This window comes from Pedobacter sp. PACM 27299, from assembly GCF_001412655.1.
Taxonomy (GTDB): Bacteria; Bacteroidota; Bacteroidia; order Sphingobacteriales; family Sphingobacteriaceae; genus Pedobacter.
The window spans coordinates 5,968,522-5,988,515 of the sequence record NZ_CP012996.1 but is presented as its reverse complement, the minus strand read 5'-3'; the positions used below and the strand labels follow the sequence as shown (position 1 = coordinate 5,988,515).

The window sequence follows — 19,994 nt, the reverse complement described above, 5'->3', positions numbered from 1 at the left end:
GATTAATATACTTTTCCTGCGAGGATGCCCTCAATTCTATCTAGTAAATCGTCAATGTCAAATGGTTTGGCCAGAAATCCATTTGGCTTAAAAGCACCATGCTGGATATTGGCTTCAGTATATCTTGCGGAGATCATTAATACGGGAATTTCGGCGGTGTTGGCATTAGACCTGAGCTGAGTTAATAACTCTCTGCCGTCTCCGTCAGGCAGCATAATATCCATAATGACAAGATCCGGTCTGGATTTTTCAATATGCGTCATCATATTGATGCTTTTATTGAGACCGGTTACCTTATACGCCTCGCTTTGTAAGATCAGCGTGATGACATCAAGTATGGCGTGATTGTCCTCAACGACGAGTATGTTTTTGTAAATTTTAGAGCTTTTTGCCAAAATCAAGGGGGTTGGATGTAATACAAATATATTTATTCAGGTTTGATTTGTTCACACATTGATTGTTTTAAATCAACAAAATCAAGTATTTTTTTGATAAATGTGAAATCTTAGAGCCTAGGGGTATAGACCCGGATTAAGATGGTAAATAAGAGGAAAGACCTTCAGGAAAAAAAATATATTATATCATGAAACCTTTTGAGTTTTTGACTGTCTTAGTATTAAGTTTTAGGTTTTTAAAAGAGGTACGATTGTGGCGATTGTACCTTTTTTATTGCGCTTTAAATTGGGTGATTCGTCTGGCCATTCCATTGAACAGGAAGATGTGAAATGGAAACATGGCATACCAGTATATCCGTCCCCATAATCCCGAAGGCCTGAAAGTGGCAATCTGTGAGAGAAAGTACTGACCATGAAATTCAATGACTTTAAACTCCAGCCAGGCTTCTCCAGGGACTTTCATTTCCGCAAATAATAACAATCGTTTATTTTGCTGGTCGGCCAGCAGCACCCGCCAGAAATCTACTACATCGCCTGCATGTATGGAAGCATTGCTGGTCCTGCCCCTGCGTGTGCCTACACCGCCCATCAGTTTATCCAAAAATCCCCTTAAATTCCATAACCAGTTCGCATAATACCAGCCTCTGTTTCCGCCAATGCTCCATATATTCTCAAAAACCTCCTGAGGATCTCTTTCAAAAGGCATCTTGACTTTATATTCCAGTGTTCCATTTTGAGGAACTTTGACCTGATCCATGAAACTGGTGTCCAGATAACCCCGGTTCAGTGCATCTTTCCAACTGGAAACAATAGAATTTTGTTCAATTTTTTCAAAAGCAAGCGCCAGATTTTTACGATACGACAGACAAATACCAGGAACAACACTGCTGATGTAATTCTCTTTACAAACCACCTCATTTTTCATGCTGTCCACCAGACTTCTGGCTAAAGCATAAGGAACGGAGGTCACCATGTTTAACCATAATGACGATAAACGTGGGGTAAGCAGTGGTAATGTAAGGATGAAACGCTTTAAATGCCTGACCTCCGCATATTGCAGCATCATCTCTTTATAGCTCAGAATGTCCGGACCTCCAATGTCAAAAGTTTGCTGCATGGCTTTCTCATTTGACAATACACCGCTTAAATAACGGAGAACATCACGGATTCCAATCGGCTGACACTTCGTTTTGATCCATTTTGGCGCTACCATGACGGGTAATTTTTCCGTCAGATCCCGGATGATTTCAAATGAGGCACTTCCGGAACCAATAATGATGGCCGCTCTTAAAATAGTTAAAGGAATTCCAGATTGTTTTAATACGTCTTCCACGGCTAGTCTGGAGCTTAAATGCTCGGATAAGCCGGGGTCATTCACAATACCAGTCAGGTAAATCAATTGCTGGCATTGACTGGGTTTCAGTGCGGCTGTAAAATTTTGTGCAGAGGCTGTTTCCAGCTCTGAGAAGCCATGTTCACTGGCCGACATAGAATGAACCAGGTAATAAGCGGCATGAATATCTGCAGGGATTTCAACTAGTGTTTCAGGCTTTAATAGGTCTCCGGTGATGATTTGCACCTGATCACAAAAGTCCGAAGCCTCCGCAAAACGCCTTTTGTCGCGCACCATACAGACTACTTCATGCCCGGCTGCTAGGAGAACAGGCAGCAATCGGGTGCCGATATAACCATTAGCACCGGTCAGCAGGATTTTCATTTTAAGGTATGTGGTTGAAAAGTATCTGTATTCACCACTGCTTTTAGTTCCTGCAAGATGGTGTATAAGCCAAAATTGGTGCGGTTCACATAAATGAAGTGCTTCACGCCTCTGGCCTGTTTAAATTCAGGCATAGTCGCTACTTTTTCCGCATATTTATACAGTTGTTCAAAGAATTCAGGTTTACTGAAATCGAAGGATTTACTGGTATATGGTCTGGCAAATAATTCGATCATTTCCCGGTACGCCTTATAATAAAACTCAACCTGGCTATCTGTATCCTCAGGATGAATCATTTCCAGCTGACGGAATGCGGCAATAGTTTTCGCCTTGTCTTTAATCACATCTGTGGAGATTAGCGAGAAGAAAGGATAGTAAAAATCATCCGGCATTTCTTTGATACAGCCAAAATCTATGACACCCAATTTCTCCTCAGGCGTAATCATAAAATTGCCTGGGTGCGGATCTGCGTGTACCGCCCTCAGCTCATGCTGCTGGAAATTATAGAAATCCCATAGCGCCTGACCGATCTTATTCCTCAGTTCCTGTGAAGGATTGGTGTTCAAAAATTCTTTCAGGTGTAAGCCCTCAATCCAGTCCATTGTGATGATCCGTTTTTTGGAAAGTTCCGGATAATATTTTGGGAATACGATATTTTTTAAATGACTGCAGGCTTCGGAAAATTCAATAGATCGGCGTACTTCCAGCTCATAATCAGTTTCTTCGAGCAGTCGTTCTTCTACTTCTTTAATGTAAATATTGAGTTCCTTTTCATTCATTCCAAGCAGGCGAAAAGCAAAAGGCTTTACCAATTTCAGGTCGGAAGAGATGCTGTCACCAACGCCAGGATATTGGATTTTAACCGCTAAAGTTTTCCCATTCAGTTCTGCCTGATGCACTTGACCGATTGAAGCTGCATTGCTGGAATGCAGGTTGAACCTGTCATAAATCTGCTCCGGTGTTTTTCCGAAAGATTTGCTGAAAGTTCTGACAATGAGGGGCCCGGAAAGGGGAGGAGCATTGTACTGCGACTGTGTAAACTTGTCTACATAGGATTTTGGCAGGATATTCTTATCCATGCTCAACATCTGGGCAACTTTTAAAGCACTCCCTTTCAGCTCGCTCAGCGACTTATAAATATCCGTAGCATTGTCTTCATTCAGCTCATCCCTGCTCAGCTCCGGGTTAAACAATTTCTTAGAATAATGCTTGATGTAATTGCCGCCAATCTGGATTCCTGTTTTTACAAACTTCGCTGATCTCTGTCCCTTTGTTACCGGAATACGCTCTTGTTCTTTCATGAATTTTATAGTCCCATCTTATCTTTAAAGTTTCCATTTCTGGAAAGAAACTTCCCGTATTCCAGGAGGTTATCTAGCGGAGAGCGCTCAAACAGGTCGAATGTTACATTAACGCCTTTTTCAATCACCTCATCAGTTTTTTCAAATCCAGCACTGTCATCAGTAGTCCAGAAGTTAACGATAAAGCCAAATTGTACCCATACTGCATCTTTATAGCGTTTGCTTAAAAATTTACGGTTGGCCAATTCTCCACTATCCAATCCTTCATTGATGACGCCTTCTGCGAAGTTCTCAAAAATTGGCCTTACGCCAGATAAAACTTCTGGAGTACCAAATTTATTTTTGTGAGTCCTTAAGCTATATATGATGAAACTTCGGTGTTTTTTTAAAACTTCTACATAGCTGTAGAAGAAGGAAAGGATTTTCTCTCTTGAAGAATACTGACTCCAGACTTCCTGTGCCTCAATCGCCTGGATGGTTTCGAGGGTAAGCTCTACCCATAGGTTCTTTTCAATACTTTCAAAAGAAGGGTAGAAGTCATAAAAATCTGCTTCCGCAATCTTTAATTTCTTAACGAAACTATATACTGATGCTGGTTTTTCACCATTGAGAAGAACGTAATCCAGGTATCCGTTTTTGATTTGCTGAGCAGTTGCCATTTCTTTTTATTTAATAAACGTTAAAGGGGTCTGCTTAGTTTCGCAAACCACCTAATTTAGCTGATTATTCGATCATGGTTTTGTAATAAAAATATAGGACAAAACAAAAGACAAGGTTTTTTACTGACAGACAAAGCAATTTTGGAAAGACAAGCAATAGACCTTATAAACCCAGTCGATGTTTTCTTAACGTATCTTTTGCAATGTCATAACCTGCATCTGCATGTCTGATTACGCCCATAGCAGGATCATTATGAAGCACGCGCTTGATTCTGATCGCGGCATCTTCCGTGCCATCGGCAACGATCACCATACCTGCATGGATGGAATACCCGATGCCTACACCACCACCATGGTGCAGAGAAACCCAGCTTGCCCCACCAGCAGTGTTGATCAGTGCATTTAGAATCGGCCAGTCGGCCACCGCATCTGAACCATCCAGCATCGCCTCGGTTTCTCGGTTTGGAGAAGCCACAGATCCAGTGTCTAAATGGTCCCTTCCAATCACTAATGGCGCTTTTACCTTGCCATCAGCTACTAATTTATTGAATGCAAGTCCTGCCTTTTCTCTTTCTCCTTGTCCAAGCCAGCAAATTCTTGCCGGCAATCCTTGAAAGGCAATGCGTTCCTGAGCCATGGTAATCCATTGTTTCAGACTTTCATTTTCAGGGAAAAGCTCAAGAATTAATTTGTCAGTTTCATAGATATCCTGCGGGTCGCCACTTAATGCAGCCCATCGGAAAGGTCCTTTTCCTTCGCAAAACAAGGGACGGATATAGGCAGGTACAAATCCAGGGAAGTCAAATGCATTTTCTACTCCTGCCTCCAATGCCCTTCCACGCAGGTTATTGCCATAGTCGAAAGTGATGGCACCGCGATTTTGCAGTTGCAACATCTGACGGACATGCTTAGCCATCGTTTCATAACTCCGTTTCACATAAGTTTCGGGAGCTGCTTTGCGCAATTCATTGGCTCCTTCCACGGTTAATCCTTCCGGGAAATAGCCAATCAAGGGGTCATGTGCAGAAGTCTGGTCCGTTAGTGTATCTGGCGTAATATGGCGGTCGATCAGTCGCTGTAGTAGATCTACCGCATTACAAACGACGCCAATAGAAATCGCTTTTCCTTCCTTTTTATACTGTAAGGCTTTGTCGATAGCCGTATCGATATCATGCTCAATTTCGTCGATGTAACGTGTTTCCAGACGTTTTTGGATGCGCCATTCCTCAACATCTGCGGCCAGGCATACGCCCTGATTCATAGTAATGGCTAATGGCTGAGCTCCGCCCATACCACCTAATCCGGCGGTTACGTTCAGCGTACCCTTCAGGTTACTATTGAAATGTTTGCGTGCCAATGCGGCGTAAGTTTCATACGTTCCCTGAACGATGCCCTGGGAGCCAATATAAATCCAGGATCCTGCAGTCATCTGTCCGTACATCATCAGTCCTTTGTCCTCCAGCTCGTCAAAATGCTGCTGTGTAGCCCATTTTGGAACCAGCTGAGAGTTAGAAATCAATACTCTTGGCGCATCTTTATGCGTGGGTAAAACACCAACAGGTTTTCCTGATTGGATCAACAAAGTTTCCGTGTCTTCTAAATTCTGAAGGGCTTTAATGATCAGTGCTAAAGCTTCCTTATTCCTGGCAGCTTTTCCACGACCACCATATACGATCAGCTCTTCGGGTCGCTCGGCTACATCGGGATCGAGGTTGTTCAACAGCATTCTTAATGCAGCTTCCTGCACCCATCCTTTACAAGTCAATGTATTTCCGGTTGGGGTTTGTCTTTTACTTAAATCTAAACTTATATCCATTATGCGGTCATGTAAGGGCAATGTTATAAAACAAATGTATGTAATTATGTGAGATTGCGTACTTTAGCATTCGAAATTGAAAACGCGTCAGCAACATATCCATAAAATCATATCCATAGCATTGCTTTGGGTATTTGCGATAGCTTTGACTCCATTTAGCGCCCTTCATCACCATGAGGAAGAAGTGCTTTGCCAAAATGAAAAAATATGTACCCATAAATTACATGTGGGCAGTCATGTAGAAACCTGTTTGGTTTGTGCGGCACATTTCGAGAAAAACTACCTTCAGGAACAAACTCAATTTCATGTTTACCTGGAAACCAGACCTGTAATTAAGTATTACGCCTTACTAACCGGTGCGTATACAGCGCTGATCAGTACCTCACTTCGGGGGCCTCCAATCGCCTAATCTCTTCATTGCCCTGAAAATACGGGATCGTATGCCTTTTTACCAAGAGATATATCTGTACTATCTATGTATTATCGATTTTTGCTAACTGCTAACTGCTAACTGCTAACTGCTAACTGCTAACTGCTAACAGTTTACGCGATTGTAAGTCAGACTGATCATTTTATATGGCTGTCTTTTAGCTTTCATAGCAGAGTTTCACTTTTATGAAACAGGTAATTAACCGTATTTCGATCCAGAAATCAAACGATGTATTTAACCCAGGGGGGAAGGCTGATTTCAGCCGCAATTACTCAATTTCACATTTTACAGCTAATTGGCTTTGGCCAACGCGATGATTTTGCCCAGCAAATTATCGATATAAACACATACACATGAAAAAGATACATCTGGTATTAATGGTCTTATTATATACCTTATTTTCAATTCCTTCTTATGCTGCCGGAGGATTGGCAGAATTTAAAGGTAAAGTAACTGATGCCGACAATAAAGAGCCACTGGTTGGGGCTACAGTCTACATCAGCGACTTAAAAGCAGTCACCAGTACGAATGCAAACGGAGAATTTATCCTGAAAAATATCCCTTCAAAAGGACGGTTCCTATTGGAAGTTCGCTTTGTAGGTTATAAAACCTTTTCGCAAATCGTAGATCTTGGCAGCTTGAACAAGCTAGATATCGCTATGGAGCCTTCCGCTATAGAAAGTGCGGAAGTGGTCATCACCGGATCGCCATTTAGTGCCAACAACAAAACCAATAGCTTATCCGTAGTGACGGTAGGAAAAGATAAGCTGGCACAGGCCGGCGGCACAAATTTAGTAGATGCCATTTCAAAGGTTCCTGGAATTTCTCAGGTGAGTACTGGCGGTGCGATTTCTAAACCGACCATTCGGGGTTTAGGATACAACCGGGTATTGACCATGGTAGATGGCGCAAGAGAAGAAGCACAGCAATGGGGCGATGAACACGGTATTGAAGTCGATCAGTTCTCTGCAGCAAGGGTAGAAATCTTAAAAGGTCCCGCAAGTTTGCTTTACGGATCTGATGCATTGGGTGGTGTAATCAATATTATTGATGATTTAGTCCCTCCTCCTGGTACTTTTAACGGTAATTTCACCACTTCCTATGCGACCAACAATGGATTAAGCGCTTCCTCATTGATGCTTCAGGGCAATGACAATGGTTTCGTATATCGAGGCCGAGCTTCTTATAAAAATGCCTACGGCTTTGCTTATAAAGATGCGGTAGTGCCGAATTCCGGATTTAACGAATTCAATTTAAATGGTATGGTGGGTTTAAATAAGAGCTGGGGATATTCTCACCTGACTTTCTCCCGTTTCCAAACCAATATTGGTTTAGTAGAACATGGACCGAATGAAGATGGTCAATATGTAAATGACGAAGGCGAAGTGATCTCTAAAGCCGAAGCACAAGAGCGCAGATTAGGACTGCCTTTTCAAAATATCAACCATTACCGCGCTGCATTAAACAGTAATTTTATCCTGGGTTCTGGGCAGTTGAAAACAACTTTCGCCTTTCAACGCAATATCAGGAAGGAATTTGAAGAAAGCGCGACTGAACCAGGGTTGAATTTAAACCTGAACTCTTATACTTATGATGTGAAATATTATTTCCCAAATGCTGGGAAATGGGAGCCTGCGATCGGTGTTCAAGGCATGTATCAGAACAACGTAAACAAAGGCGATGAGTTTTTGATCCCTGATTATAACAGCAATAACATCGGTGCTTTTGTGTACTTGAAACGTAATTTCGAAAAAGGTGCCTTTAATATTGGTGCACGTTACGATTATAAAAAAATAAACGGAGAAGCACTGGCAGTGGATGGAGAACCTTTATTTACCGCTTTCCACAATCAATTTTCTAATGTTTCCGGATCATTGGGTTTCGCGTATGAAGTGGCTAAAAACCTGGTGTTGAAAGGAAATGCAGGGTCAGGATTCCGCGCTCCAAATATTGCAGAATTGGCAGCTAACGGTCGCCATGAAGGAACATTCAGATATGAGATCGGGAATTCAAACCTAAAACAGGAAACTAGTCTACAGTTTGACCTCGGACTGGAATACACGGCTAATTCGGTTACTTTCGGATTAAATGCCTATGCCAACCGCATTTATAACTACATCTACGCGGGGAATTTCAACAATGAAACCACAGGTGTAAGCGACGGAAACGGCATGACTGCAACTTTACCAGTGTATCGTTTTGTGCAAACCAATGCAGACCTGATCGGGGGAGAAGCCTCGATGGATTTTCACCTGATCAAATCCCTGCACTTTGAAAACTCTTTCGCTTATGTGAAAGGAACAAACCGTGCAGATGATCAGCCTTTACCTTTTATCCCGGCAGCGTCGATCAACAATGAATTGCGCTTTGAACCAACTATCAAAGGCCTTTCCGGCACCTATGTGAAAGTTGGATTAACCAATGTATTGAAACAGGCACGTTTTGATAGTTTTGAAACTCAAACGGATGGATATACTTTGTTAGATGCAGGAATCGGAACGGCGATCAATACTAAAAAAGGTAAATTTAATCTTTGGGTAACCGGACAAAATCTATTGGATAAAAAGTATTTTAACCACCTGAGCAGGTATAAAATGGAAGGAATTTACAATACCGGAAGAAATGTGACTTTCGGTGTCAGCGTGCCTTTCTTGTAGATGTAGGCCTGGCTTAAACCGTAAAATCAGAGGATAGAGATATCCTGTGAAATCCCCCAATAGTATTTACTATTGGGGGATTTTTATATAAAAACAATCCGTATGGGGGTAGCTATTCTTAATTCAGCAGCATCTAAATCTGCAACTTAGCATAAACCAGACGCTGTATTCAAGAAACCCACAGAAGCGGCAATATCTTTTGCCAGCAAGCGATCTGCTTCATTAAAAGACACCACTTTCCTATATTCAGCAACCAGATTTTCTATCAGCTCAGAAGAACGTAAGGGTTTCCTTAAATCCAAAGCCTGCGCTGCGGTCAGCAGTTCTATTGCCAAAATTCTTTCCAGGTTATTCACTACCCTTAAACACTTGGTAGCGGCATTTGCACCCATACTGACATGGTCTTCCTGACCATTACTAGACACAATACTGTCTACCGATGCTGGCGTACACAACTGTTTATTTTCACTGGCGATGGAAGCGGCGGTGTATTGGGTAATCATTAACCCGGAGTTTAGTCCTGCATTTTTCACCAGGAAAGGCGGTAAGCCCCTTTGTCCGGAAATCAATTGAAATGTCCTTCTTTCAGAGATTGACCCTAATTCTGCCAAAGCGATACACAGGAAATCCAGCGTTAAAGCCAATGGCTGTCCATGGAAATTCCCTGCAGAAATAATCCGGTCTTCTTCCGGAAAAACATTCGGATTATCGGTCACGGAATTGATCTCCGTTTCAAATACCGACTGGATATAATGGATACTGTCCTTACTTGCACCATGCACCTGAGGCACACAGCGGAAAGAATAAGGATCTTGTGTTTGCTTGCCAGAACGGGTAATCAGCTCGCTTCCAGAAAGCCATTTGCTGATCTGTGCGGCGGTGTGTACTTGTCCTGCATGCGGACGAATCACATGGCTGAATGTTTCAAAAGGATCGATTCTGCAGTCAAAGCCGTCTATAGACATCGCGGCAATCGCGTCTGCCCAATTCATCAGATTTTGAGATTTTAATAAGCAGAATACACCGTAAGCACTCATAAACTGCGTTCCGTTGATCAATGCCAGGCCTTCCTTTGATTGTAACTTTAAAGGTTCCCATCCTAATTTCTGATGTAGATGGGAAGATTTTTCATAGAGGCTTGAAGCCGGTATTTTCTTTCCTTCATACCAAACTATCCCTTCACCGATCAGCGGTAAGGCGAGATGTGCAAGGGGAGCCAGGTCGCCGGAGGCCCCTAAAGAACCTTGGGTATAAATCACCGGTAAAATATCATGGTTGTAAAAATCAACCAAACGTAAAACGGTAGGCAAAGCGATGGCCGAATGCCCATAACTTAAAGATTGGATTTTTAACAGCAGCATTAAGCGGATGATCTCCGGAGCAACCTCTTCGCCGGTACCGCAGGCATGGGATAAAAGTAGGTTGTGCTGTAGCTGAGAGAGTTTTTCCGATTCAATTTCTACATTTTGCAAATAACCGAATCCCGTATTTATCCCATAAATAGGCCCTTCATGACGCTTTAACTTATCGTCCAGGTAAGTCCTGCATTTTTCTACTTTCTGAAGCGCTGCATCGGATAATTGCAGCAATTGTTTTTCTGCGATGATCCTGGAAATCTGATCCATAGTTAACCGCTCCAAACCTATTTGGTGACTGCTCATACATTTTATATTTCCCCAAAAATATAAATAATGCTTAAGTTTAGAACTTTCAGTTCCTATTATTGTTTTTCCTAAAACCAGCATTATGTTTTATAAGAAAGTTGCCCTTTACCTGTGTCTGCTTTTCAGTGCCACAGCGACTTTGGCACAGCAAGCCGATACCCTATCTATTACCTTAGAAAACGTTAAATATCCTTATCCAGTTAAGTATTACAGAATCCATACCGAAGGTCAGGATTTAAATATGGCCTACATGGATGTCGCACCAGTAGGGAAAGCCAATGGCAGAACAGTAGTCCTACTTCATGGTAAAAACTTTGGCGGATATTATTGGGGAGGCACTATAAAAGCATTAACTGACCGCGGATTTAGAGTAGTGGTGCCGGATCAGATCGGCTTCGGCAGATCTTCTAAAGCCTTTATTCACTACAGCTTTCATCAGCTGGCACGCTGGAATAAGCAATTGCTGGACACTTTAGGCATCCAAAAAGCAAATATCCTTGGTCATTCTATGGGGGGGATACTGGCTACCCGCTTTGCATTGATGTATCCGGAAAGTACCGAAAAACTTTTATTGGAAAATCCGATAGGTTTAGAAGATTACCGCAATTTTGTACCTTATGTGAGTACTGATCAGCAATACCAGACGGAACTAAAAGCAACTGCAGAAAGCGTTAAAAAATATTATCAAACCTCCTACTTCACCGTATGGAAGCCAGAATACGACGAATTGGTGAACATCGCAGGAGGCATGACAAAAAGTGCAGATTTCCCGAGACTGGCCAAAGTAAACGCCATGACTTATACCATGATCTACGAACAACCAGTAGTTCATGAATTTTTCAATGTTCGTGTACCTACGATTCTATTTATTGGAAAAGAAGACAAAACTATTGTTGGAAAAGGTTTGTTAAGCCTTGATCAGCAGGCTATACATGGCCAATATCGTCTTTTAGGCAAGCAGACTGCAGCTAAAATTCCAGGAGCAAAGATTGTGGAATTTGAAGGTTGTGGGCACATTCCGCATATAGAAGTACCCACAGAATTCAATGTGGCATTATTGGGCAGTCTATAAAGAAGAATGCCCTTCAGCAGACTAGGAATGCTTGTCTGCTGCCAGATCCTGCGAGAATATTCCGGCTAAGCTATCATATAGTTCCGGGTGTTTCGACTTAAACTGATCTGGTTTCTCAAAGAAATATTCAGACACTACCGCAAAAAACTCCGCCTCATTTGTGATGGCATAAGGGTTAATGTCTGATTTTCCTTTCTCAATTCTTTTCATTTCCTCGTGGATCATCCGAATCCATGGCACCACATATTCATGTTTCATCAGGTTTTCGGGAACCCCATCGGTTGCGCCGTCCGACTTGTCCAGCAAGTGCACAAATTCATGAATGGCCGTGTTTTCTTTATCAGCAGCATTGGAAAAACCTTTGATCAAGGCCGCTCTGGATAAAATCATCTGACCGTTCATATAGCCAGAGCCTACCATGCCCAGGATATTCCGCTGACCGCCTTCATATTGAAAGTCCTCATTAAAAGTATCTGGATACAGTAATACATTGGTCAGGTTGCGGTAATGCCAGTCCTCAAAACCAAATACAGGAATTACCGCACTGGAAGCAATCAATAACTTATCAAGCACAGTCACCGGAGTGCCTACACCCTCAATTTTTACCTCAGCCAGAAAAGCAGAAATTTTTTGCTCAAAGCGCAGACGGTCTTCTACCGTCAGGTGCTGGTAGTAAACCACATGCTGGAAGAGCATCTGCTTGTCTTCCTCACTTAAGTTGACATAGTTGTGGCGGCTGTCTTTTCTAAAGATAAAATAGAAAACCAACAGCAAAATAGGGATCAGTATGAAAAATGCCTGCATGGGTTAAGCCTCCAATATTTCCAGTTGTGTGATCACCTGCTCTTCAGTTACCGGATAAGGCTGCTCATTTATGATTGTCTGATAAACCGCTTCAAACAATGGCAGGTAGCTTCCCGGTAAAGCAGGAATAATATGTGTTGTTTTTTTTCCATCGGCATCCAGTAAATACAATTTACCTTCCGTTCCGGGAGCTTCAATTCCATAAGCAGGGTCATCTAGTTTCATTCCTGCCAGTAATTGGGCTTCCTGTGCGTCCGCTCTTACCTTATGCAATGAACCATTGGTTCCGTTGATCACAAATGCAGGCAAAGCCTCTACCACCATCATGTTGGAATGAACAAATACATTGACACTATCTGCATAACTCAAATGGATAGAAAAGTAATCGTCTACCTGTGTATTTACGCGGTTTTTACCCAGTATCTTATGAAATGATTCCGGTTTACCGAAAATACTCAAAGCCTGATCCAGTAAATGCGGACCCAGGTCGTACATCAATCCACTGGCAGCAACCGGCTCTTCTTTAAAACTTTTTACGCCGATCGTAGAACGATACCTGTCGTAACGGAAATGTACTTCACTCAATTTACCTAGCTTTCCACTTTCTATCACTTCACGAACGGCCCTGAAATCACTGTCCCACCTTCTGTTTTGGTAAAAAAGCACTTTCTTATCCAATTCTTTTGCCAGGGCAAGTACCTCTTTTGCCTGCTCAGCAGTGGCGGTAAACGGCTTCTCTACCAGAATATGTTTTCCTGCCTGCAAGGCTCTTTTCGCATAGTCGTAATGGGTATTGTTGGGCGTATTGATAATGATCAGTTCAATCTTTTCATCTGTCAGTAAATCCTCAATGGTATCGTAGCTGATGATTCCGGGATAATCTGCTGCGGCATTCTTCTGATTTCTTTCGGTTAGGGCATGTAATTTAAAACCGGGATGGGCATGTACAAATGGCGCATGGAATACTTTACCAGACATTCCGTAGGCCATCAGACCCGTTATAATTGTTTTTTCCATGAGGTATATATTTTTTTCAAGGTTTATGAAACACCGGTGATGGGATCCACTAGGTTTAAAATTCTCTTTTTTATTTAAAAGTGTGATTAGGCTAAAATAGTAAAACGCCCGACTAAACCCTTAATATTATTGTCATAAGTCGAAGGGCTTATTTGTATCTTTGCTCCATGAAACCTGCAGAAACACATGCGAAATGGAAAATTTTGCAACAAAAGATCGCTAAGGAGTTTGATTCTGATGTGCCCGATTTAAAGGTGATGTTGTTTTTAATCGGTGTGCAGGAGTTAGGCAAAGGACCTGGCAAGTACAGTAAACGTCAAAAGGAGGAGTTAATGCACATTGCAACCTGCCGTTTACTGAGTGAAATGGGCTTCTATGAACTGGAAGGATTAGACCAGGATGGATGGCCGCATTGGAAGCTGATTAAACCCGTTCCTTCATTCGCAATGATGGAGCAGGAATTACTGCTAAAATCGTTAACGATACATTATTTTGAAGATATCTACGGTACAGAGCAACCAGAAGTTTAATAAAAATCTGATCACATAAAAAACCCGAAGTACTAAAGTACGACGGGTTTTTGTTTTTATAGGTAGATGTAAATGTGCGTATTATTTGCCTTGTTGTGTAGCTTGTTGTTTCAATTGATCGTTTGCAACGATTACAACCTCAACTCTACGGTTGGCAGCCCTTCCAGCTTCAGTAGTGTTGTCAGCAATTGGCTCAGACATTCCTTTTCCAATGGTAATTAAACGTGATGCAGGAACACCTTGAGAAACCGCATAAGCTTTAACAGCTGCTGCTCTTCTTTCAGAAAGGGCCATGTTATAAGCTTCTTTTCCTACGTTATCAGTGTGGCCAATTACCTTAATGTCCGTTCCTGGATATTTAGTAAGTGAAGCCGCTAATGATTGTACGTTTGTTTTTGCCGCTGCAGTTAAGTCAGATTTGTCGAATCCAAAAAGAATACCACTATCAAACTTCACGATAATACCTTCACCTTCACGGATTACTTCAGCATTTGGGATTGCAGTTTGAATCTCTGCTGCTTGTTTGTCCATTCTTTTTCCAATAAATCCACCTGCAGTACCACCAACAGCAGCACCAATGATAGCCCCAACAGCAGTGTTACCCGCTTTTTTTCCGATAATAGCACCTAGAACACCACCTGCAGTAGCACCGATACCTGCGCCTTTTTGTGTTTTAGTTAAGCTATCGCAGCCTTGGAATGTCATTGCACCCATAGCTAAAGCGATACTAAATGCTGCTATTTTAAATTTTGAAGTAACCATAGTTTTATATTTTATTTTACCCAGTGCGTTAATCAAACGTAATGCCAAATTCGTGTTTTGTAAAATTATTGTGTCATAGAAATAATTTAACAGCTTAATCTCGTGTAAAAATGAGGCGCAGGCGCTGAAAATAGGTAAAAACTGGTCGGAAGACTGACTATAATTCTGTACAATACTTTTTACTATTCTGCAAAATAGGCTTCCAGTTCCATCAAAGTGTTGGCCGTAGTCTGCAGGTCTTTGATAATCAGTCCTTTTTCCATTAAGATGATCCTGTCACATACGTCAGTGACATGGTTTAAATCATGACTGGAAATCAGGGTGGCCATCTGACGTTCCGATTTCAGCGACTTAATCAGCGTTTTCAACCGGATCTGTGTAGTTGGGTCCAGATTGGCAAAAGGCTCATCCAAAATCAAAAGCTCCGGATTTTGCATCAGCGAAGCCGCAATCCCTATTTTATTTTGATTCCCCTTAGAGAAGTCTCTGATATACTTGCCTTTATTCAGGATCTCCCCATTGAAGAAATCTTGAAATTGCTGGAGGTAATCATTGACATGGGCAGCAGTCATCTGATGAAGGCCACCGATAAACATAAAATATTCTTCAGCTGTAAGGTAATCAATTAAAAAACCTTCATCCAGATAGGAAGCGGTATAATCTTTCCATTGGTCATTTTGGCCGATCAGCTCTCCTTTAGATCGGATTTCTCCTTCCGTAGGACGAATCAGGTCTAATGCCATTCTAAACATCGTGGTTTTTCCGGCACCATTGTTACCTACAATTCCCACCGTTTCCCCGGCATGGAGCTGTAGGGACTCAATATTGACTACAGTACGGTTACCGTAGGTCTTTTTTAAGTTTGAAATTTCTAAAATCATGATTTTTCTCTAAAGCCAGCTGCAATTTTATATTTTTTCTTATTGAACTCTTTCACTAAACAATCTACCCAGAACTCCTGGGTCAGGAAGGCGATAAGACCGCATAAGCCCAATGCCAGCAAGCCCCAGTAAGGATGGCCGTTCAGCGAAAAGGGAAGGACAATCAGGTAGGGGCTTAAAAAATAAGGCAATCCCAATATCCATTGGGAAGCACCAACACCCTGGAAGTTAAAGCTGGAACCTTTAGTCAGGTCCATCGCGCGATAATTTTGAGTGGCAAAATATAAGACCACAATGGTACCTATCCCTATATTATAAAAATAAGCAGCAAATTGAATCACCAATATCTTCCAGCTGATGAACCCATATAAACAAGCCACCAAGGTGGTAAATGTGGAGAATAGTGTGAATAAAAGGAATTTTGCCCGGATAAAGTCTTTAATGTCGATTTTATTAGCCATCAAGCCATCAAAATGTGCCGATTGCCAGCCAAACATGAACTGTCCATAAATACTGATGGTATTGCCCGTCATAAATATAGCAGCGAAAAGCATGAGGTTCAGGTTGTCTTTATCCAGAAGCTCCTTCTTATAAAAAAGGAAACCGTAAAACAAAAATAGCAGACTCATGGTTACCGCCGAACGGCTTCTTTTATTCCTCAGAATAAGTTTGATCTCTAATGCCACATAAGTGCCAACTTTTCCAAAACGATCCAGAAAAGGATAGTCTGTGCTGGTCTTTAAGGCCTCTGCACTGCTCAATTCTTCCGTATAGAGGTTATTGCGCAAGTACCTGGCATTGACTAAAAACATTCCTATCGCTAAAAAGGTAAAGCCCAATGCGGCGAAAGGCTGATCTGCAATGTAATTGAAGACCGCATTTGAAATTGCCGCAATAGAAAATACTTTGAAATATTCCAGTAAGCCCAGTCCAACAATCAGGGCTAAGGTGATTGGTACTAATTTCAAATGCTGTATGCTCAGTCTTTTGATATATAAGGCGGCATAATTGTTAAAGATCACCAAGGAGATGATAGCCATGAAATACATCAGGGCCGTTAGCGGACTGTATACACTAGCCACTGCGGTAAAGCAGAAAGGCAGGAATAAAAACAGCGGTAAGATATTAAAAGCAGAAAATAGCGACCGTATATTTAAGAAATTAACAATCTTTCTTTTCGGAATCCTCAAATGGAGATAGGGGACAATACTCAGCGTGGGCAATTCCTGCAATTGCATCCTCATCAGGAAATCCATGGCGAAATAATAAAGAATTAGTCCGTTGAAAACTTCAAATACATCTTTATCAGGGAATGCTTTTGCAATGAATATCTCTAAGCCAATGCCCAGGAAAATGGCCACCCCCAGCAGATAGATCACCACAAATCCGATGAGCAGCTGTGTTGCAATTGTTCCGCCTTTATTTTTTGATCGCCAGAAGGCTTTCCATTGATGGTCTAGAAAAGTCGATAGCATATTAATAGTTGTACTTATTTTTCCAGTTTTGACGTAATTTCTCCCTCAGTTTTTCTTCCGCAGGATTCTTTCCCGGGTCATATAGTTTGGTGCCGCTCAAGGTGTCAGGGAAATATTCCTGTTCCGAGAAATTACCTTCAAAACCATGTGCATATTGGTAGTCTTTACCGTATCCAATATTTTTCATCAGCTTAGTAGGGGCATTCCGTATATGTAATGGGACTGGCAAATTGCCCGTTTGTTTCACCAAGGCCTGAGCTTTATTTATCGCCTCGTAGGCCGCATTACTTTTGGCCGAAGAAGCCATGTAGGTAACTGCTTGAGCCAGAATGATCCTGGATTCAGGGTAACCAATTACATTGACCGCCTGAAAACAGTTGTTGGCCAGTAAAAGGGCATTTGGATTGGCATTGCCGATGTCTTCTGAAGCCAGGATCAATAACCTTCTGGCGATAAAAGAAGGATCTTCACCACCTTCAATCATCCTGGCAAGCCAATATACAGCAGCATTGGGATCACTGCCTCGGATACTTTTTATAAAGGCAGAAATGATGTCATAATGCTGCTCGCCAGCTTTATCATATAAAGCCAGGTTTTGCTGGGCATGTTTTAATACATTTTCATTGGTCAGCACAATTTTATCTCCACCAATACCATTGATCGCAATTTCGAGGACGTTGAGCAGCTTTCTGGCGTCACCACCGGATAAACGAATCAAGGCCTCATGCTCTTTAATGGTGATTTTCTTTTCCTTTAGCACTTTATCCTGCTGAATTGCAGTTTGCAGTAAGCCGGAAAGTTCTTCCTCATTCAGCGATTTTAGAATATAAACCTGCGAGCGGGACAATAAAGCGGAGATGACTTCAAAAGAAGGATTTTCGGTGGTTGCGCCAATCAGCGTCACCAATCCTCTTTCTACGGCACCCAGCAAACTATCTTGCTGCGATTTGCTGAAACGGTGGATCTCATCGATAAAGAGAATCGGAAGGCCCATGAAGCTGTCTTTGAGCGCTGCGGCCCGGTCGATCACGTCTCTGATGTCTTTTACACCGGAATTAATGGCGCTCAGGTTAAAAAAGGGGCGGTCTAAGGTTTGAGATATAATATAAGCAAGTGTAGTTTTCCCAACACCCGGCGGGCCCCAAAAAATCATTGATGGGAGTTGCCCGCTTTGAATGGCTTTACGCAATACAGCATCAGGACCTACTAAATGCTGCTGACCCACATATTCATCCAGATTTTGAGGGCGCATACGCTCTGCTAAAGGAGGTAGGTTTTGCATAGTCAGTAAGTTTTTATTCCTATTCTTTCGTCGGACTTGCATCACCTGAAACAGGAGCTGCAGTATCGGCCGTACTTGTTGTTTTAGTGGTTTCAGAAGGATTTTTAACTGGGTTTTCTGAAGCAGGAGCATTTTTAGTTACCCCAGGCGCAGTTGCATTTGCAACAGCAGAACTTGTATTTACATCAACAGTTCCTGCAGGCGTTTGGTTTGCAGCAGCTGCTGCAGAACTTACATTGGTGCCAGCAGTAGCATCAGCACTCCTTTGAGTACCTGAACCTTTTCCTTTAGGTTTCTTGCCCCAGACTTTACGCTGTGGTTTCTTACGGTCATATTTTTTCTCTGAAGAACTTTCTGGTGCATCTGCCGGAACTGCTCCAAAATGTTCAGGCAGCGGCATTCTGTCGATTGTCTTGTCAATCAGTTTTTCAATATTCGCAAATTTGCGCTTGTCCTTTTCATTCACCAGGGTAATTGCGGTACCCGTAGTGGCCGCTCTTGCTGTTCTTCCGATCCTGTGGATATAATCTTCCGGATCATGAGGGACATCAAAATTGATCACCAAACTAATTCCTTCCACATCAATTCCTCTAGATAAAACGTCTGTCCCAATCAAAACCGGAACGCGTTTATTCTTGAACTCTGATAAAATTGCTTCCCGTTCTTTCTGACCTAAATCCGAATGGAATGCTTCTGCTTTGAATCCTAATCCACGGAAAACCTTGCCCAGATTTTTTACTTTTTCCTTCGTAGAAGCAAAAATCAAGATGCTTGGAAACTCTACATTTTTCATCAATTCCGTCAGTAATTTTACTTTCTGTGAGTCATGAACCATATAGGCCTGCTGGTTAATTCCCGCTGCAGGTTTAGAAATGGCAATGCTGATCTGTTCCGGGTTGTGGAGCAATCTGCCCGCAAGCGTTCTTATTTTAGGCGGCATAGTTGCCGAGAACAGTACCGTTTGTCTTTTCTTTGGCAGGAAACTTACGATGCGCATGATGTCATCATAAAAGCCCATGTCCAGCATTCTATCTGCCTCATCCAATACCAGGTGCTGCAACTGATCCAGTTTCAATAATCCTGAGGAAAGGTGGGAGATTAAACGTCCCGGAGTGGCAATAATGATGTCTACACCTTCGCGCATAGAGCGTTTTTGCTGCTCATAAGCTATCCCATCTCCACCACCATAAACCGTTAAGGAACTGATGTTCGTGAAATAGGAAAGTGCTTCTACCTGTAAATCTATTTGCTGTGCCAGCTCACGGGTAGGCGCCAATATCAAGGTATTGTTATGGCGATTTTCCGTCATGCTGATCATGTTCATGATCGGCAGCAAGTAAGCACCAGTTTTCCCGGTACCTGTTTGTGCGCAGGCGATTAAATCTTTTTTATCTAGAATTAGCGGAATAGCTGCTGTTTGGATGGGAGTCGCATTGCGAAAACCCATGGCTAATAAACCCTCTAATAAATCAGGGTTAAAATTAAAATCTTTGAAATCCAATATACTTCTATGTTGTTAGTATTATCCTATA

16 protein-coding genes and 1 pseudogene are annotated in these 19,994 nt (G+C 42.1%); 4 read left to right on the top strand and 13 right to left on the bottom strand.

Annotation, left to right across the window (positions count from 1 at the left end; all coding sequences use genetic code 11):
• Positions 1-2: 2 nt before the first annotated feature.
• The 5 genes from AQ505_RS25230 to hutU form a co-directional block, all read right to left on the bottom strand.
• Positions 3-395, bottom strand: coding sequence for a response regulator transcription factor (locus AQ505_RS25230; RefSeq protein ID WP_062551216.1), 393 nt, complete (start codon positions 393-395; stop codon positions 3-5).
• Between the two features lie 271 nt (positions 396-666).
• The gene (locus tag AQ505_RS25225; protein WP_062550711.1) at positions 667-2,112 is read right to left on the bottom strand and encodes an SDR family oxidoreductase; all 1,446 of its coding nucleotides are present in this window, start codon (positions 2,110-2,112) and stop codon (positions 667-669) included.
• Positions 2,109-3,413 carry an ABC1 kinase family protein gene (locus tag AQ505_RS25220; protein ID WP_062550710.1) on the bottom strand — a complete coding sequence of 435 codons (1,305 nt, stop codon included), beginning with the start codon at positions 3,411-3,413 and terminating at the stop codon, positions 2,109-2,111. Before AQ505_RS25220 ends, AQ505_RS25225 begins: the two co-directional genes overlap by 4 nt.
• A gap of 5 nt (positions 3,414-3,418) precedes the next feature.
• Entirely contained in the window at positions 3,419-4,072 is a 654-nt protein-coding gene (locus tag AQ505_RS25215; protein WP_062550709.1) for a TetR family transcriptional regulator C-terminal domain-containing protein, read from the bottom strand.
• 163 nt (positions 4,073-4,235) lie between these two features.
• Positions 4,236-5,888: a urocanate hydratase gene (hutU, locus tag AQ505_RS25210; protein ID WP_062550708.1), complete on the bottom strand. Its 1,653-nt coding sequence runs from the start codon at positions 5,886-5,888 to the stop codon at positions 4,236-4,238.
• Between the two features lie 76 nt (positions 5,889-5,964).
• Here hutU and AQ505_RS26535 point away from each other — a divergent pair, with 76 nt between their 5' ends.
• On the top strand, positions 5,965-6,297 hold the full coding sequence (locus tag AQ505_RS26535; RefSeq protein ID WP_157262559.1) for a hypothetical protein: 333 nt from the start codon (positions 5,965-5,967) through the stop codon (positions 6,295-6,297).
• A gap of 374 nt (positions 6,298-6,671) precedes the next feature.
• Entirely contained in the window at positions 6,672-8,975 is a 2,304-nt protein-coding gene (locus tag AQ505_RS25205; RefSeq protein WP_062550707.1) for a TonB-dependent receptor, read from the top strand.
• Between the two features lie 146 nt (positions 8,976-9,121).
• Here AQ505_RS25205 and hutH read toward each other — a convergent pair whose 3' ends face one another.
• On the bottom strand, positions 9,122-10,636 hold the full coding sequence (hutH, locus tag AQ505_RS25200; RefSeq protein ID WP_062551215.1) for a histidine ammonia-lyase: 1,515 nt from the start codon (positions 10,634-10,636) through the stop codon (positions 9,122-9,124).
• 85 nt (positions 10,637-10,721) lie between these two features.
• Here hutH and AQ505_RS25195 point away from each other — a divergent pair, with 85 nt between their 5' ends.
• Positions 10,722-11,711: an alpha/beta fold hydrolase gene (locus AQ505_RS25195; RefSeq protein ID WP_062550706.1), complete on the top strand. Its 990-nt coding sequence runs from the start codon at positions 10,722-10,724 to the stop codon at positions 11,709-11,711.
• Between the two features lie 21 nt (positions 11,712-11,732).
• Here AQ505_RS25195 and AQ505_RS25190 read toward each other — a convergent pair whose 3' ends face one another.
• The gene (locus tag AQ505_RS25190; protein ID WP_062550705.1) at positions 11,733-12,515 is read right to left on the bottom strand and encodes a zinc-dependent peptidase; all 783 of its coding nucleotides are present in this window, start codon (positions 12,513-12,515) and stop codon (positions 11,733-11,735) included.
• A 3-nt stretch (positions 12,516-12,518) separates the two neighbouring features.
• A complete protein-coding gene (locus tag AQ505_RS25185; protein WP_062550704.1) occupies positions 12,519-13,532 on the bottom strand; it encodes a Gfo/Idh/MocA family oxidoreductase in 1,014 nt (337 codons plus the stop codon).
• A 167-nt stretch (positions 13,533-13,699) separates the two neighbouring features.
• Here AQ505_RS25185 and AQ505_RS25180 point away from each other — a divergent pair, with 167 nt between their 5' ends.
• Positions 13,700-14,062, top strand: coding sequence for a hypothetical protein (locus tag AQ505_RS25180; protein WP_062550703.1), 363 nt, complete (start codon positions 13,700-13,702; stop codon positions 14,060-14,062).
• Between the two features lie 81 nt (positions 14,063-14,143).
• Here AQ505_RS25180 and AQ505_RS25175 read toward each other — a convergent pair whose 3' ends face one another.
• The 5 genes and pseudogenes from AQ505_RS25175 to AQ505_RS25155 all read right to left on the bottom strand — a co-directional run.
• The gene (locus tag AQ505_RS25175; RefSeq protein WP_062550702.1) at positions 14,144-14,824 is read right to left on the bottom strand and encodes an OmpA family protein; all 681 of its coding nucleotides are present in this window, start codon (positions 14,822-14,824) and stop codon (positions 14,144-14,146) included.
• 182 nt (positions 14,825-15,006) lie between these two features.
• Positions 15,007-15,705, bottom strand: a complete 699-nt coding sequence (locus AQ505_RS25170) for an ABC transporter ATP-binding protein (RefSeq protein WP_062550701.1) — start codon at positions 15,703-15,705, stop codon at positions 15,007-15,009.
• Positions 15,702-17,180, bottom strand: coding sequence for a DUF5687 family protein (locus AQ505_RS25165; protein ID WP_062550700.1), 1,479 nt, complete (start codon positions 17,178-17,180; stop codon positions 15,702-15,704). The genes AQ505_RS25170 and AQ505_RS25165 overlap by 4 nt, the downstream gene beginning before the upstream one ends.
• Position 17,181: 1 nt before the next feature.
• Positions 17,182-18,462, bottom strand: coding sequence for a replication-associated recombination protein A (locus AQ505_RS25160; protein ID WP_062550699.1), 1,281 nt, complete (start codon positions 18,460-18,462; stop codon positions 17,182-17,184).
• A 280-nt stretch (positions 18,463-18,742) separates the two neighbouring features.
• Positions 18,743-19,963 (bottom strand): annotated as a pseudogene (locus AQ505_RS25155) (DEAD/DEAH box helicase); the annotation flags it as partial.
• Positions 19,964-19,994 lie beyond the last annotated feature (31 nt).

Coding starts and splice junctions, on each gene's coding strand:
- AQ505_RS25215 (WP_062550709.1), bottom strand. CDS start 4,072: ATGGCAACTGCTCAGCAAATCAAAAACGGATACCTGGATTACGTTCTT.
- AQ505_RS25160 (WP_062550699.1), bottom strand. CDS start 18,462: ATGCAAAACCTACCTCCTTTAGCAGAGCGTATGCGCCCTCAAAATCTG.
- AQ505_RS25170 (WP_062550701.1), bottom strand. CDS start 15,705: ATGATTTTAGAAATTTCAAACTTAAAAAAGACCTACGGTAACCGTACT.
- AQ505_RS25220 (WP_062550710.1), bottom strand. CDS start 3,413: ATGAAAGAACAAGAGCGTATTCCGGTAACAAAGGGACAGAGATCAGCG.
- AQ505_RS25165 (WP_062550700.1), bottom strand. CDS start 17,180: ATGCTATCGACTTTTCTAGACCATCAATGGAAAGCCTTCTGGCGATCA.
- AQ505_RS25185 (WP_062550704.1), bottom strand. CDS start 13,532: ATGGAAAAAACAATTATAACGGGTCTGATGGCCTACGGAATGTCTGGT.
- AQ505_RS25190 (WP_062550705.1), bottom strand. CDS start 12,515: ATGCAGGCATTTTTCATACTGATCCCTATTTTGCTGTTGGTTTTCTAT.
- AQ505_RS25205 (WP_062550707.1), top strand. CDS start 6,672: ATGAAAAAGATACATCTGGTATTAATGGTCTTATTATATACCTTATTT.
- AQ505_RS25195 (WP_062550706.1), top strand. CDS start 10,722: ATGTTTTATAAGAAAGTTGCCCTTTACCTGTGTCTGCTTTTCAGTGCC.
- hutU (WP_062550708.1), bottom strand. CDS start 5,888: ATGGATATAAGTTTAGATTTAAGTAAAAGACAAACCCCAACCGGAAAT.
- hutH (WP_062551215.1), bottom strand. CDS start 10,636: ATGAGCAGTCACCAAATAGGTTTGGAGCGGTTAACTATGGATCAGATT.
- AQ505_RS25180 (WP_062550703.1), top strand. CDS start 13,700: ATGAAACCTGCAGAAACACATGCGAAATGGAAAATTTTGCAACAAAAG.
- AQ505_RS25225 (WP_062550711.1), bottom strand. CDS start 2,112: ATGAAAATCCTGCTGACCGGTGCTAATGGTTATATCGGCACCCGATTG.
- AQ505_RS25175 (WP_062550702.1), bottom strand. CDS start 14,824: ATGGTTACTTCAAAATTTAAAATAGCAGCATTTAGTATCGCTTTAGCT.